Genomic DNA, 14,131 nt, shown 5'->3' with positions numbered 1-14,131 from the left:
GCCTGCCTGTCGGTGGGTATATGCCGTGATAATTTATGGCTTTTTAGTTTTCAGTGTCGTGGTCAGGGTGCTGGTAAGACACCATCGTTTTTACAAACTCGATACTTTCCTCATCACGCTCGGTTTCAAAACCGGGTAATTTTGCGAGGTCATCGACATAGGGCAGCTTGACTTCAACGCCCCATTGAACCGTCGGTTCGATCTCTTCTGGTGCATCGAAAGCGCCTATAGAAAGCGCCACGCCATCCGGCGCCTCGTATGTAAGCGGGGTTCCGCATTCAGGGCAGAATCCGCGCTTCACGTGATTGGACGACTGAAAACGCTTTGGCTCATTGCGGGTCCAGATGAGCTTTGCCTTGCCCACTGAGACCAGCGGCGCATAGAAATTGCCAAAGGCTTTCTGACACATGCGGCAATGACAGATGGATGCTGAGCCGAGAGCGCCCTCAACATGAAAGCGCACTGCACCACACTGGCATCCCCCGCTATAGAGCGGCTTATTATCAAGCGTCATGGCTTCCTCCCAGAAACTAAACGATCGTCAGCTTACCACTTCCCATGTCGTGATGCGTTCGCCGGTGGCAGGATCCTTGCCATCCTTCAACTGCACACCCTGCTCCAAAAGCTCATCGCGAATACGATCCGCCTCTGCCCAGTTTTTATCAGCAATTACCTGCAAACGTTCCGCAATCAGTGTTTCAATCGCTGCTGTATCGACATCTGCTTTTGCGAACACCGGCACATCCTGCTCAGTCACAAAATATGGATCAAACAGGCCCAAAAGTGCCATGCCCTCGCCCAAAGCTGCGCTATCCTTAGCCTTGAATGCCTTGCGCAGCGCTGTGATTGCTAGCCACGTGTTAACATCGTCAGACAGTGCTTCTTCAACTTCACTGAGTGCAGAAAGCTCAGACGGTACCGCAAAGCTCGTGTCACGGAGCAACTCATACCAGCGACGCAGTTCTTCTGCAGATTCTGCCAGACGTTGCGCCGTCCAGTTGATCGGCTCGCGATAATGCGTTTGCAGCATCGAAAGACGGGCAGAAAGTCCAACCCAGCGGTCGCGCGCATCCTTGTCGTCCCAAATCCCAATCTGCGGCAAACCATCATTCAACACATCGCGAATGGTGATGAAGTTGCCGAGAGACTTCGACATCTTCTGTCCTTCGACCTGAAGAAAGCCGTTATGCATCCAGATATTGGCCATGCGCTCGGTGCCAAAAGCACTGCAAGATTGCGCAAGCTCATTTTCATGATGCGGAAAGACGAGATCGATACCGCCGCCATGAATGTCGAACTGGTTTTTATAGGGATCGTCGCATTTTAAACCACCGCCAAAAGGAGCCAGCAGCTTCGCCATAGACATGGCAGAGCACTCAATATGCCAACCTGGACGGCCCAGTGTTTCAATTCCTGCTGGTGAAGCCCAGCCCGGCTCGCCATTACGCGATGGTTTCCAGAGCACAAAATCCATCTCGTCGCGCTTGTAAGAAGCGACATCGACGCGCGCGCCTGCCAGCATTTCATCGAATGGACGATGGGAAAGTGCGCCATAGCGTGCGCCGCCCAAAGCATTCATCGCCGATGGTGAAAACAGCACATGCTCATCAGCAACATAGGCCACGCCACGTTCGATGAGTTTCTCGATCATATTACGCATATCATCAAGGTGTTCGGTCGCACGCGGTTGGCTCGACGGCTCAAGATTGCCCAGGGCTTTAATGTCGGCCTGAAACTGATTGTTCGTGCCTTCGGTTACGCGACCAATTGCTTCATTGAGCGGCAGATCAGGATATTCACTCGCGGCACGTGCGTTGATCTTGTCATCAACGTCGGTGACGTTACGCGCATACGTGACCTTTTCCACGCCATAGACATGACGCAGCAGGCGAAACAGCACGTCAAAGACGATAACCGGACGGGCATTGCCGATATGGGCAAAGTCATAAACTGTTGGTCCGCAGACATACATGCGCACATTATTCGCATCGATGGGGATGAAATCCTCCTTCGTGCGGGTTGCAGTATTGTACAGACGTAGTTGCGGCGCATCAGCCATGTTATTTCCCCAAAAGACCTGAAAATACGGGCACGAAAGACCGCAGCCGTCTGGCCGGGGCGTTATCATCCTGTCTTATTTTTAGGGGAGACGAAAACGGCCGGGCCAGCAAGCTGCTAGCCAATAATAATCGAACCAGTACAAATGATCGTGGTCGGCGTTTTCATGCGGCTACTTATCCTTATCGGACGCTAGGCCGTCAAGAGGCTAGACCCAAAATCTCTGTGACATTTTTACAACTTCGCAAAGTACTAATGTAAGTTAACCGGAATTCCCTAAAACCGGCTCCAAACAGCCTTCATTCCGTCCCAATCAATCACAAAATAGTGAGCGTAATTTGGAAGAGGATGGAACAATGCCTAAAAATGAACTGCAACCACGACAAGACAAGCTCATTGACCAGTATCGTGCGATCGGACCGGCCGTTCTGGTTGCAGCCTTGATGAACAAAAATGCGCGGGCAAACGAAACGCGCCGCCCAAGCAACAGCAACTCAATACTAGCTGTTAAAAAAGCGGACTAACAGGCTTAGGCCGATCAGTGTCATAACGACGCCGATGATACAGTCCAGCGCGCGCCAGGCAGCCGGTTTTGCGAAAATTGGCTGCAAAAGGCGCGCCCCATAGCCGAGCGCAAAAAACCACGTAAACGAGGCTATGACTGCACCGGCACCGTATGCAGCGCGGGCTTCGTCGTGAAAGCGAGCGGAAAGACTTCCGAGCAGCACAACCGTATCCAGATAAACATGCGGATTGAGAAATGTCAGCGCCAAACAGGTAGCGACCGCCGCCTTAAGGTTGACACTACCGCTTGATTTTACCTGCATTGCTTCAGGATGAAATGCACGGCGAAAAGCAACCGACGCATACCAAAACAGAAAAGCCGCACCAGCAAGCGTTACAAATGAAATGAGCATTGGTGACTGGGCAATCAGCGTTCCGAGACCTGCCACACCTGCGATGATCAAAATCGCATCCGATAGCGCGCAAATCAGACAGAGAATGAATACGTGCTGCCGCAACAATCCCTGCCGCAGAATGAATGCGTTTTGTGCTCCAATCGCGATGATGAGAGACGCACCAAGGAAAAAGCCCGAGAAAGCTGCTGATAACACGTTGTTTTCCTGAAAATAGAATCAGAACATTGACAATTGACCGTCGGATTTTTCATCCGGATCAATCTTCTTCTTACCTGTTTTAGGTACGCGTGCAATGTCCAATACCTCTTCGACGCGGGTTTGGACATCAGGTGACGTATTGGCGACTTTGTTGACCCTATCAGACACCGGAATGGCTTCGAAAAAGTCATCCTGAACTGGCCGCATAATGTCGGCAACATCGCGCGGAAGCAAAGTCTTGCAGTTAAGCCAGCGAGCATAATCTTCAGGCTTCACCACCACAGGCATGCGTTCGTGGATCGGACGCAAGAGAGCATTGGCGCCTGTGGTGAGAATGCCTGCGGTATCGATTTGCGAACCGTCTGCACTGCTCCACGTCTCGACCAGCGCGCCAAAAGCAACAATGCCGCCGTTGCGCGGCCTGATCCAATAGGCCTGCGCCTTGTTCTTTCCCTCACGCCGCCATTCATAAAATCCGGAAGCGGGAATCAGCGCGCGCCGATGATTGAGCGCTGCGCGGAAAGAATTTTTCTCAGCCGCCGTCTCAGAGCGAATATTGAACACAAGGTGCCAGTCATTCGGGTCTTTCACCCATGACGGCACAAATCCCCAGCGCACCAGCATGCCGGTTCGGTCAGGCCTGTTACTTCCCTGCGGCGGTGTTTCTCCTGCCAGAACGGACAAGATCGGCTGGGTCGGCGCAATATTATAGCGCGGCGGAAAGTCTTCATCGATCATTGCACCGAGCAATGCTTCGACTTCCTCGCGGTTTGCAGTCAAAGAAAAACGTCCACACATAGCGGCCATGTTCAGACTTTTGCATGATTGGTCAAGTGCGCTTTGCGGTTGCCAAAACAAGCTGGTCGGATCATATCTTGCATATGGTCACAGTTCCCGTCATTCCCGCTCCGCTTCAAATTCATGGCGTTTCGCTGATCTGTCGGCGCGACGGTCGTTTTTTGCTGGTTGAACGTGGAAAAGAGCCTTGGAAGGGCTGGCTGGCCTTCCCCGGTGGGGGCATAGAAGCCGGCGAAACGCCCGAAGAAGCAGCGCACCGGGAACTAAAAGAGGAAACCGCACTCAGTGCTGGCTCGCTAAGTCATGTAATTACAGTTGATCTGGCACTTGAGGGCAAAGCCTATGCAAAGAGCTATTTCCTCTCGGTCTATCGCGCTTTCGATATTTCGGGCGTTGAACAGGCTGGTGATGATGCTGCAGCCATCCACTGGCTGACGATTGATGAAATGGCAGAAGCTAACGTAACCGACAGCACGGTGGATGTTGCACGCTCGGTGGCGGAAGAAGAAGACCAACTCAGCTATTGATCAGCAGCGCATCTTGAAGTGGCCATGTTTGCGAGCAAAAAGGCGGTCTGAAAGAAGGGTTTAAGTTTGAGAAGCAACACGCTTTCGCTGATCGTAATCAGTTTATGGCTGGGTATGGCTTCCCCGGCCCTTGCTGCGCAAAACACTCCTTATGAAGGCAAAATGCAAAGACTGGCAGAGGTGCTTGGTTCACTGCACTATCTGCGCAATCTGTGCGGAGAAACCAGCAATGAGTGGCGCGAACGCATGGACGCGATCATTGCCACTGAAAAGCCTGATGAGAGCGAACGCGTTCGGCTTATTTCAAGCTTTAACCATGGCTATCGCGCCTTCAGCAACAATTATCTACGCTGCACGCCCTCCGCACTTGCGGCGATTGATCGCTATATGAAAGAGGGAGAAAGCTTGTCTAACGAGCTTATCTCGCGCTATGGAAATTAACCAATTCTTCAGTCTTATGCGGATGGACTGCAAATGCCTCATTTAAATCCGCAGTAATCTGTTAACACTGTCTTAAATGATAGGAAGGCCGCACAAGTGTTCGTGCTCCCGATTTCGGTGAGAGGTCATTTGAAGAGCCAGAAGGGCGCAAGCCGGGATGAAACCAATGGATTATATGCCAGCCGATCTGGACGAGATGATCGCCCGCGAAAAAAAGCTTGTGGCGATTGAATACCAGAATGAGGCTTGGGCGGATGGCATTTCCGAAGGCATTGAGCCTGAGATTCTAGCCGAAGCAGCTTTTACGACAGCGCTTACAGAGCTTATGCGCGAGGCCGGTGAAGATTCGGCCCTCGAACTAATCGAGAAAATGCGCGAACAGATTATCGCCGGTACATTCCTGCCGCAGCGGGTGTTGCAGTAATTCGCACGTCGATAGAGCAAGCAGTTGCTCTATCTCATTCCTTTTACGCATATCGTTACCGGAAAACCGGTTCCCACTTTTCCGCGACATGCTCTGGGCGGGAAGTCATAAACCCGCTCCCATACCCTGCGGAACTGCCTTGTCGAGGCAAAGCCCGAGCGTTCCGCAACACTCTCCATATCCAAACCAGAATTCGCCAGCATTTCGCGGGCGAGGCTTATTTTCAGCCTGTTTGCATAATCTGTGACACTCATCCCAGCATGTTCATTGAACAAGCGCGACAGATTGCGTGGACTTGCGCCACTGGCCTCAGCCAATTTTTCAACAGACCAGTTTTCTGCCGGATTTCCAGTAATCGCATCCTGCGCACGATGCACAACCGGGTGCATGTGATTGCGGCCTTCAAGCCATGGTGAAAGCTGCGGATCATTGCCACTACGGCGCAGATAAACCACCAGATAACGCGCCACCGACAATGCAAGTGCATGCCCTGCCATCTCAGCCACAATATGCAGCATGAGATCAATGCCTGCGGTAATTCCGGCACTTGTCAGCCTGTCGCGATCTTCCACAAACAGCCGGTTTTGCAACACGCGTGACGTCGGCGCTAATCGGTGCAGTTCCTCAATCGCCATATGATGGGTTGTGCACTCATAGCCTTCAAGCAGTCCCGCACGCGCTGCAAGCAACGCGCCGGAACAGATGGAAACCAGCTTTACACCGAGGCGAATTGTACGGCGCAACCAGCTGACAATTTGCGCCTCCAGAATTGCGTCATCGTCGCGGCTAGTGACAGCACCGCCCATCGGCACATCGGCAGAACCCGAAATGACGACAAGCGCATCATCGGGCAAGGCTTCTGGCAGCGGTGAAATATTGGCAACTGACAGCCCTATCGAACTCGTGACCTCTTCAGATGGACCGATATAGTGCACATCAAACTGTATGGCGCTTTGTTCGAGATTAGCCTTGCGTAAAACCTCTATCGGTCCCGCCACGTCGAGCAAAAGCGTGCGCGGCGGGATAACGACAAACACGGGAATAGTTTTCAGACTGTCAGCGGATTGGTTCATGCAGCCTTCTGTTCAGCAATGCCTTCAAGAGCCTGCTCTACTGTTGCAATACGGGCAAAACGACCTGCGAGAACAAGCTCTGTGCGTGCACGAATTTCCGCTGCACTCCATTCGTGTCCATTCACATCCGTCATTGGAAATGTCAGCGTTGCCTCGCCTACAAAATCAACATCGAAACCAAGATCGGATGCCTGACGCGTGGTGGTCTCACAGCACTGTTCAGTCCGGATACCGGAAACAATAACCCGCCTAATGCCTCTGGAGATGAGCCAGACATCAAGGTCTGTGCCGACCAGCGCACTATGACGGCGCTTTCGAAAGGTCGCATCGGGTTCATAGGCAATGGGTGCGAGTGTTTTCACATTGCCCGATTCTTCCGAAAACGGGCCGCTATCCTCGACGTGAAAAATCTGCACAACCGGTATGCCCTTGCGCTTGGCACCGTCAATCAGCGCCTGTTGCCGCTCAATATAAGCGGCAACCTCTTCATCGCGGTAATATGGACGATGACGGAAAGATTCCTGAACATCGACAACCAGCAGTGCAGTATCATTAGCGGACATTTCACGCTCCATGTAAAACTATACAAGGAGACGATAGCGCCTGCAATATAAGCTGAAAGCCCCACCTCGGACAAAGATGGGACATTTCACGCCAAAGCATTATCCGCGTGGCGGCAATGCTTCCAGAAACTCGACGGGCTCACCGTTGTTCGGGTTGATGATTTCTGCTTCCCACATAACCTTGATCCCGCGCACAAAAGTGCCAACCGGCCAGCCGGTGACAGTCTTGCCATGATAAGGCGTCCAGCCAGCTTTAGAGCCTGCCTGCTCATGGGTGATCGTTTCGCGGCGCTTCATATCAACGATTGTCAGATCAGCATCATAACCAACGGCGATACGCCCCTTGCGTGCCATACCGAAAATGCGGTTCGGGCCGTGGCTCGACAGATCGACAAAGCGCTCCAGCGAAAGCTTACCGGCATTGACATGATCAAGCATGATCGGCACCAGCGTCTGAACACCGGTCATACCGGATGGTGATGCAGGATAAGGCTTCTGCTTTTCTTCAAGCGTATGCGGCGCATGATCAGAACCGAGAACATCGACAATGCCCTGATCAATGCCTTTCCAGATACCGTCACGATGGCGCTTGTCGCGCACAGGCGGGTTCATCTGGATAAGGTTGCCAAGCGTTGCATATTCATCTGCTGACAATGTGAGGTGATGCGGGGTGGCTTCGCAGGTTGCCACGTCTTTGTGACCCTGAAGGAAGTCGATTTCTTCGGCAGTTGAAATATGCAGCACATGGATGCGTGCGCCGGTTTCCCGCGCAATCCGCACCAGACGTTCGGTGCATTGCAGTGCCGCAATCTCGTCACGCCAAACAGGATGGCTCGACGGATCACCTGCCACACGCAGGCCTTCTCGTTCTTTCAGACGAAACTCATCTTCGGAATGAAACGCCGCACGACGGCGCGTGTTCTTGAGAATTGAGCGAACACCATCATCGTCCTCAACCAGCAGATCGCCGGTTGATGAACCCATGAAGACCTTGATACCAGCCGCCCCCGGCAAGCGTTCAAGTTCAGCTACGTCTTTTGCATTGTCACGCGTGCCGCCGACCCAGAAGGCAAAATCGCAATGCATACGATGACGGCCACGACGAATCTTGTCTTCCAGCGTTTCAGCAGTGGTTGTCAGCGGCTTGGTATTCGGCATTTCAAACACCGAGGTCACGCCGCCAAGAACGGCAGCCAGCGAACCGGTTTCCAAATCTTCCTTGTGTTCAAGACCCGGCTCACGGAAATGCACCTGACTATCAACCACACCCGGCAGGATATGCAGGCCGGTACAGTCAATCACTTCACCCGCAGAATTTGCTGACAGAGAACCAATTGCCTCTATGCGCCCATTACGAATGCCAATGTCGCGCTGACCGGTGCCGTCATGATTGACGATGGTTGCACCTTTCAGGATCGTATCGAACGTATGGGCCATTGTTGTCTCCTGCTGGCTTGATGGGGCTTGCGAGCGTCTTCAATGCGGCTTACGTAACGATGATTATAAAGGCAAGGAAGAAGCGATGGCGACGGTAGCGGAAACGATCAATCTTTCCAACAGAGCACTGGTTCACATCACAGGCGAAGATGCGGAAAAATTCGTGCAGGCTGTGATTACTACCAATCTGGACAAGCTCGGTGCCGACGACCTGAAGCCCGGTGCATTGCTGGCACCACAAGGCAAAATCATGTTCGACTTCCTTGTTTCGCGCATTGAAAATGGGCTTCGGTTTGATATGACCGCAAGCATTGCCGCTGATTTTGCCAAGCGTATGACACTCTATCGCTTGCGCGCCAAAGCAGAAATTACCCAATCACCAGAATCACTTGTGAGCGTTTTCTGGGGGAGTGATTCAGATTCCTCAGAAAGCGATTCAATTAAGCACGATTCACGGTTTCCAGCAGAACTGCATGTTACCCGCGTTTATGGACAGGCAGGTGAAATCGGCGACGAAAGTGCATGGATAGCACTTCGTGCCGAATATGGCATTGCCGAAGGCGAAGTCGATTTTGCCTATAATGACGTGTTTCCGCATGACGTTAATTTCGACCAGACGGGCGGCGTAACGTTTCCAAAAGGCTGCTTCATCGGACAGGAAGTTGTCTCACGTATGCAACATCGCGGCACGCCGCGGCGACGTGTGCTGATCACCAAATCTGATGCGCGCCTTCCCGCAATGGGTACGCCGGTTACAGTCGGCGGACGCGATATCGGAACACTTGGTAGTTCCTCCGGCAAGATCGGTCTGGCACTTGTTCGCATTGATCGGGTGAAGGATGCGATTGATTCCGGCACACCAATTCTGGCCGGTGAAATCGAAATCAGGTTAGAGCTGCCACCGCATGTGCGCTTCACATTCCCAACCGCTGACACGGACAAAGCCTGATGGCAGCAGTAGATCGTTCATCGGGACAAGAACGGGCATGGCAGCGTATGTTATCGGGACGCAGGCTAGACCTGCTTGATCCCTCGCCGCTTGATGTTGAGATTACAGACATCGCACATGGTCTCGCACGAGTCGCCCGCTGGAACGGGCAGACCGTGGGCGAGCACGCCTATTCCGTAGCCCAACACTCAATGCTGGTTGAGCAGATTTTCAACCGGCTTGTCCCTGATGCAAGCATTGAATGGCAGATGTTGACCCTTCTGCATGACGCGCCTGAATATGTGATCGGCGACATGATTTCACCGTTCAAGGCGGTTATGGGTGGCAATTACAAACTCATTGAAGACCGGCTCGAACGCGCAATTCATGTCCGCTTTTCATTGCCTGCTTCGATTTCTGCATCGCTCAAAAAGCTGATCAAACGCGCTGATAAAGTCGCAGCCTATTTCGAGGCAACAAGGCTTGCAGGGTTTAGCGAAGCGGAAGCCACCAAGTATTTTGGTCGTCCACGCGGCTTTGATCCTGCCGGGCTTGAACTGACACCACGTCCGACCCAGGATGTGCAGAACGATTTTCTGGCGCGTTTTGCTTTGCTGGAACAGGCGAGAAGAGGATAGGCTTTGGCTTATATCGTCGTCAGTCCGGTATCGAAGCTTGAAGCGCAGATTGCACTGCATCAGCCAAGTCATATCGTAACGCTCAGCAGTCACCCCTTGCCTGCCCTGCCCGGTGAGGCAGAGAGGCTCAGTCTGCTATTCAACGACATTACAGAACCACGCGACGGGCTAACTATGCCCAATGAAGGCCACGTCAGAGCGTTGCTGGTTTTTGCATCAAAATGGGGCCACGGCGATCGCGCAAAGCCACTGCTGATCCATTGCTATGCCGGTGTTTCGCGTTCAACTGCAAGTGCTTACATTATAGCCTTGGCGCTTGATCCCAACCTTGACGAAACAGCACTTGCACAAAAGTTGCGGGAACTTTCACCCTCAGCAACACCCAATATACAGCTTATTTCGCTTGCAGATGATATGCTTGGAAGGGATGGCCGTATGGTTGCCGCGATTAAGGCAATCGGACGCGGGCAGGAAGCCTTTGAAGGCGAAGTGTTCAGCCTGCCTCTTGCAGACTGACTATGCGCGATATGGCATTGAGAAAGCCGCCACGTGAATCCGGCGGCGTCTGCGCGCGCGGCTCCCACACATGCCGCAGGAAGAAAAAGCCGGTCATTCTGAATGCATCATTGAGATCATCGTAACAAGATGCGCGCAACGCGGTGTTGTTGACGAAAGCTGGAAGCGGCAGCATTTTGTCTGCCCATGGCGCACCAGCGTCACCACAGACTGCGCGACCCGATTTAGGCGATACATAAATCAGATTTTCGCGAACACCTGTTGCAGCACATTCTTTTAGATCAAGGCCAAAGCCCAGCTCTTCAAGCATCATGACTTCGAAACGCAGCAGCAATTCACCCGAGGCAAGCGGATCGTCAAAGTGCTCGATAATAAGGCGAAGCGTTTCGTACAGACCACCATGCGCATCACGCTCAGGCAGCAATCGCAAGTGAGAAGCGGCAAGCTGGATACCATAGAGTGCGACTGGCGTCTCGATCAGACGCGCTGCAGCAAAGCCCAGCGGCTCGATGGTGAATGAGCCCATATGCTCATCCAGTCTTGCCCACCACGTCAGATCGACATGATTGCCGGGTTGCAGCAGAGGCTGCATGCGGCGGGATCGCCCGCCGCGCACCATACCCATATGACGGCCATGTTCACGGGTCATCACTTCGACAATGGCGCTTGTCTCGCCATGTCGTCGTGTGCCGAGAATTATGCCCTCATCGCGCCATTCCATGGGTAAATGTTTACCAGACTCTCAATTTGCGCATGATTAAAAAGAAAGTCAGAGACTTTCCGAATTATGCGCGGCGATCACGCCATTCCATATCTTCTTTGGTCTCGATTATTTCGGGAAAGCGAGGCCCATTTCACGATAACGCTCAGGATCATTGCCCCAGTTTTCGCGTACTTTCACAAACAGAAACAAATGCGCATTCTGCTCAAGAATCGCACTGATCTCTTTGCGTGCAGACTGTCCAATTGCCTTGATGGTTTCGCCCTTGTGACCAAGCACAATCTTCTTCTGGCTTTCCCGCTCGACATAAATGACCTGCTCGATACGCACCGAGCCATCTTTGCGTTCTTCCCAGCTTTCGGTTTCAACCGTAGAGGAATAAGGCAATTCTTCATGCAAGCGCAGATAAAGCTTTTCGCGCGTAATTTCCGCCGCGAGTTGACGCATCGGCATGTCAGAAATCTGGTCTTCCGGGTAATACCAAGGACCATTTGGAACAGTTTCTGCCAAAAACGCTGCAAGGTCTTTACAGCCGGACCCATTGAGCGCCGAGATCATAAAGGTTTTGTCGAAGGCAACGATTTCATTGGCCTTCTGCGACAACTCAAGCAGCTTAGGCGGATCAACGCGATCGACCTTGTTGAGTACCAGCACTTTTTTCTGACGCACATTGGCCATGCTTTCGAGCAGCGCTTGCGCGTTCTCGTTCAGACTACCCTGCGCATCAAGAATAACGAGAATGATGTCAGCATCCTTTGCGCCACCCCATGCAGTCGTGACCATGGCGCGGTCGAGCCTGCGCTTCGGACGGAAAATACCGGGTGTGTCGACGAGTACAATCTGTGCCTGATCATGGATAAAGATACCACGTACCAGCGCACGGGTTGTCTGGACCTTATGCGTGACGATGGAAACCTTGGTGCCCACCAGCTGGTTAACCAGCGTGGATTTTCCGGCATTTGGCGCTCCAATCAGCGCCACAAAGCCAGAACGGGTCTGCCCGGTTTCATTTTCGCCGTTTGCCGGCATCGTCGGAGTATTCATTTCGTATCCTTTTGTGAGCCTTCTCGCTTATCATCAATGCGAGAGCCTCAATTTTGTTTGCGCAATTCCGAACGGAAACTGGTCCCCACTTTCGCTGGAATTACTCTTCTCATGGTGTTGGCATAGATTGGGCTTCGCCCAAACCAATTTGCCAGCGCGACAAACCCGCATAAGTCGCTGTTAGTCTGATTATAGCTGAATTTTATTCAAATGAATGCTGAATTTCGCATTAGTTGGAGCTGTCACGCTTCCAGACAGATTCTCTGTAAAGCATCGCTTCAGCCGCACTTTGCTCGGCAATGCGCTTGGAGCGCCCCTCGCCAGTTTCAGCTTTAAACCCCTTGACCGAAACCTCAACCGTAAATGAGGGATCATGGTCCGGGCCAGTACGACTCAAAATATTGTAGGTTGGGTGCACATTGCCCTGCTGGTGTGCCCATTCCTGTAACTCTGTCTTCGCATCGCGTCGCGCTGCACCAGTCTCCAACGAGCGTTTTTGCCAATAGCGGTTAATGAATCCGCGTGCAGCTTCTAACCCGCCATCCAGATAAATCGTTGCTATAATTGCTTCGACAACATCAGCACGCACATTGAGCAATCGCTGATGATTCAGCGATTTAATGTCTGAACCTGTATGAATGAGATCTGCTAGCTTGATTTCATCGGCAATTGCAGCACAGGTCTCAGCATTGACCAATGCATTCAGACGCACGGACATTTCGCCTTCTGGCGCATCGGGAAATGCATTAAAAAGCATTTCGGCAACCACAAGACCGAGCACACGGTCGCCGAGAAACTCCAGTCGTTCATAATTGGCGCGCGATGGTGCCTGTACGCTGGAATGCGTGAGCGCACGCTCAAGCCGTTTCAGATTAAGAAAACGGTGACCTGTCCGCTCCTCAAGAATCAGTGCTGCTTTATCTGTGGAGACCATTTCAGTTTCCGGTTACCGCAGTGTGCGGCTCACCACTTACCCAAGTGAAAAGACGGCTGAAACGTACGTCAGACGGCCATTTCCAGATTTCGAGCGGGCTTGCCTTATCGGCAATCGAGAAGAAGATGATATTGGCGCGACCGACCAGGTTTTCGTAAGGCACGTAGCCAACACCAAAACGGCTGTCGAGCGAGTTATCGCGATTATCACCCATCATAAAATAATGACCGGCAGGCACTTCGAATACGCGGGTATCATCACCAATAGAATTTGGTGCGAGGTCAAGCGTGTCGTAAGTCACACCATTTGGCAGGGTTTCGCGATAGACCTCAACCGGACGATTAACTTCCGTCACATCCGGATTATCAATGGTACCTACGCGGTCGCGCTTAACAGCAACATCATTGATATAAAGCACGCCGCCGCGCATCTGCACGCGGTCACCCGGAAGGCCAATCACGCGTTTGATATAGTCAATATTGGTGTCGCTTGGCAGCTTGAAAACCACAACGTCGCCGCGCTTGGGTTCTGCACCCCAGATTCGACCGTTGAAGAGGTCGAGGCCAAAAGGCAGTGAATAGCGCGAATAGCCATAGGCATATTTCGACACAAACAGATAATCGCCTTCCAGTAGCGTCGGGCGCATTGAGCCGGACGGAATACTGAATGGCTGGAAAAGCAGGCTGCGGATAACCAGCGCCAGCAGCAGCGCCTGGACGATAACGCTGATGGTTTCGCCAATGCCACCCGATTTTTTAGTTTCACTTTTGCTGGACACGCTCATTGTATCTCCGCTTGCCGATGTGCGATCTAATAACGAGTATAATTGCTTGAAGCAATCCGCTCACCATTACCTCGCACGATTATGAGCAGGAGTTTACCTGACACAATCGCAATTGTTTTGGCGTATG

18 protein-coding genes are annotated in these 14,131 nt (G+C 52.4%); 7 read left to right on the top strand and 11 right to left on the bottom strand.

Translation table 11 applies throughout. From position 1 onward, the window contains the following. Positions 1–43 precede the first annotated feature (43 nt). Together WH356_RS01225 and cysS are read right to left on the bottom strand one after the other, a co-directional pair. On the bottom strand, positions 44–514 hold the full coding sequence (locus WH356_RS01225) for a GFA family protein (protein ID WP_339508236.1): 471 nt from the start codon (positions 512–514) through the stop codon (positions 44–46). 27 nt (positions 515–541) lie between these two features. Next, positions 542–2,059 (bottom strand): cysteine--tRNA ligase, encoded by a 1,518-nt coding sequence (cysS, locus tag WH356_RS01220; RefSeq protein WP_339508234.1) that lies wholly within the window; start codon positions 2,057–2,059, stop codon positions 542–544. A gap of 355 nt (positions 2,060–2,414) precedes the next feature. Between cysS and WH356_RS01215 the strand changes: the two genes are divergently transcribed. Then, positions 2,415–2,582 carry a hydrolase gene (locus tag WH356_RS01215; protein WP_339508233.1) on the top strand — a complete coding sequence of 56 codons (168 nt, stop codon included), beginning with the start codon at positions 2,415–2,417 and terminating at the stop codon, positions 2,580–2,582. On the opposite strand, the gene WH356_RS01210 is transcribed toward WH356_RS01215, so the two are convergent. Beyond that, the gene (locus WH356_RS01210; RefSeq protein ID WP_339508231.1) at positions 2,559–3,173 is read right to left on the bottom strand and encodes a LysE/ArgO family amino acid transporter; all 615 of its coding nucleotides are present in this window, start codon (positions 3,171–3,173) and stop codon (positions 2,559–2,561) included. The genes WH356_RS01215 and WH356_RS01210 overlap by 24 nt on opposite strands. Before the next feature lie 21 nt (positions 3,174–3,194). Next, positions 3,195–3,974 carry an SOS response-associated peptidase gene (locus tag WH356_RS01205; RefSeq protein WP_339508908.1) on the bottom strand — a complete coding sequence of 260 codons (780 nt, stop codon included), beginning with the start codon at positions 3,972–3,974 and terminating at the stop codon, positions 3,195–3,197. Between the two features lie 83 nt (positions 3,975–4,057). Between WH356_RS01205 and WH356_RS01200 the strand changes: the two genes are divergently transcribed. The 3 genes from WH356_RS01200 (at position 4,058) to WH356_RS01190 (ending at position 5,366) form a co-directional block, all read left to right on the top strand. Next, positions 4,058–4,501, top strand: coding sequence for an NUDIX hydrolase (locus WH356_RS01200; protein WP_339508907.1), 444 nt, complete (start codon positions 4,058–4,060; stop codon positions 4,499–4,501). A 114-nt stretch (positions 4,502–4,615) separates the two neighbouring features. Beyond that, the gene (locus WH356_RS01195; protein ID WP_339508906.1) at positions 4,616–4,942 is read left to right on the top strand and encodes a TIGR02301 family protein; all 327 of its coding nucleotides are present in this window, start codon (positions 4,616–4,618) and stop codon (positions 4,940–4,942) included. Positions 4,943–5,108: 166 nt separating this feature from the next. Continuing rightward, positions 5,109–5,366 carry a hypothetical protein gene (locus WH356_RS01190; protein WP_339508229.1) on the top strand — a complete coding sequence of 86 codons (258 nt, stop codon included), beginning with the start codon at positions 5,109–5,111 and terminating at the stop codon, positions 5,364–5,366. A 29-nt stretch (positions 5,367–5,395) separates the two neighbouring features. On the opposite strand, the gene WH356_RS01185 is transcribed toward WH356_RS01190, so the two are convergent. From WH356_RS01185 to WH356_RS01175, 3 genes are all read right to left on the bottom strand, one after another. Beyond that, the gene (locus WH356_RS01185) at positions 5,396–6,439 is read right to left on the bottom strand and encodes a GlxA family transcriptional regulator (protein ID WP_339508228.1); all 1,044 of its coding nucleotides are present in this window, start codon (positions 6,437–6,439) and stop codon (positions 5,396–5,398) included. After that, positions 6,436–7,002 carry an isochorismatase family protein gene (locus tag WH356_RS01180; protein ID WP_339508226.1) on the bottom strand — a complete coding sequence of 189 codons (567 nt, stop codon included), beginning with the start codon at positions 7,000–7,002 and terminating at the stop codon, positions 6,436–6,438. Before WH356_RS01180 ends, WH356_RS01185 begins: the two co-directional genes overlap by 4 nt. A 99-nt stretch (positions 7,003–7,101) precedes the next feature. Next, positions 7,102–8,439 (bottom strand): dihydroorotase, encoded by a 1,338-nt coding sequence (locus tag WH356_RS01175; RefSeq protein WP_339508225.1) that lies wholly within the window; start codon positions 8,437–8,439, stop codon positions 7,102–7,104. A gap of 85 nt (positions 8,440–8,524) precedes the next feature. Between WH356_RS01175 and ygfZ the strand changes: the two genes are divergently transcribed. Genes ygfZ through WH356_RS01160 form a run of 3 tightly spaced genes read left to right on the top strand, consistent with a single transcriptional unit; the run spans position 8,525 to position 10,521 of the window. Next, a complete protein-coding gene (ygfZ, locus tag WH356_RS01170; protein WP_339508223.1) occupies positions 8,525–9,388 on the top strand; it encodes a CAF17-like 4Fe-4S cluster assembly/insertion protein YgfZ in 864 nt (287 codons plus the stop codon). Beyond that, complete coding sequence (locus WH356_RS01165) at positions 9,388–10,005, top strand: HD family hydrolase (protein ID WP_339508221.1); 618 nt, start codon at positions 9,388–9,390, stop codon at positions 10,003–10,005. The genes ygfZ and WH356_RS01165 overlap by 1 nt, the downstream gene beginning before the upstream one ends. A gap of 3 nt (positions 10,006–10,008) precedes the next feature. Further along, positions 10,009–10,521, top strand: a complete 513-nt coding sequence (locus tag WH356_RS01160; RefSeq protein WP_339508219.1) for a tyrosine phosphatase family protein — start codon at positions 10,009–10,011, stop codon at positions 10,519–10,521. Here WH356_RS01160 and recO read toward each other — a convergent pair. The 4 genes from recO to lepB all read right to left on the bottom strand — a co-directional run bounded on the left by recO (position 10,499) and on the right by lepB (position 14,004). Further along, a complete protein-coding gene (gene recO, locus WH356_RS01155) occupies positions 10,499–11,242 on the bottom strand; it encodes a DNA repair protein RecO (RefSeq protein ID WP_339508217.1) in 744 nt (247 codons plus the stop codon). The genes WH356_RS01160 and recO overlap by 23 nt on opposite strands. Positions 11,243–11,350: 108 nt before the next feature. After that, entirely contained in the window at positions 11,351–12,286 is a 936-nt protein-coding gene (gene era, locus WH356_RS01150; protein WP_339508215.1) for a GTPase Era, read from the bottom strand. Positions 12,287–12,515: 229 nt separating this feature from the next. Further along, positions 12,516–13,220 carry a ribonuclease III gene (gene rnc / locus WH356_RS01145; protein ID WP_339508214.1) on the bottom strand — a complete coding sequence of 235 codons (705 nt, stop codon included), beginning with the start codon at positions 13,218–13,220 and terminating at the stop codon, positions 12,516–12,518. A gap of 1 nt (position 13,221) precedes the next feature. After that, a complete protein-coding gene (gene lepB / locus WH356_RS01140; protein ID WP_339508212.1) occupies positions 13,222–14,004 on the bottom strand; it encodes a signal peptidase I in 783 nt (260 codons plus the stop codon). Positions 14,005–14,131 lie beyond the last annotated feature (127 nt).

This window comes from Ochrobactrum sp. MYb379 (assembly GCF_037479515.1).
In the GTDB taxonomy this organism is placed as follows: domain Bacteria; phylum Pseudomonadota; class Alphaproteobacteria; order Rhizobiales; family Rhizobiaceae; genus Brucella.
This window is presented reverse-complemented; position numbering and strand designations above follow the sequence as displayed.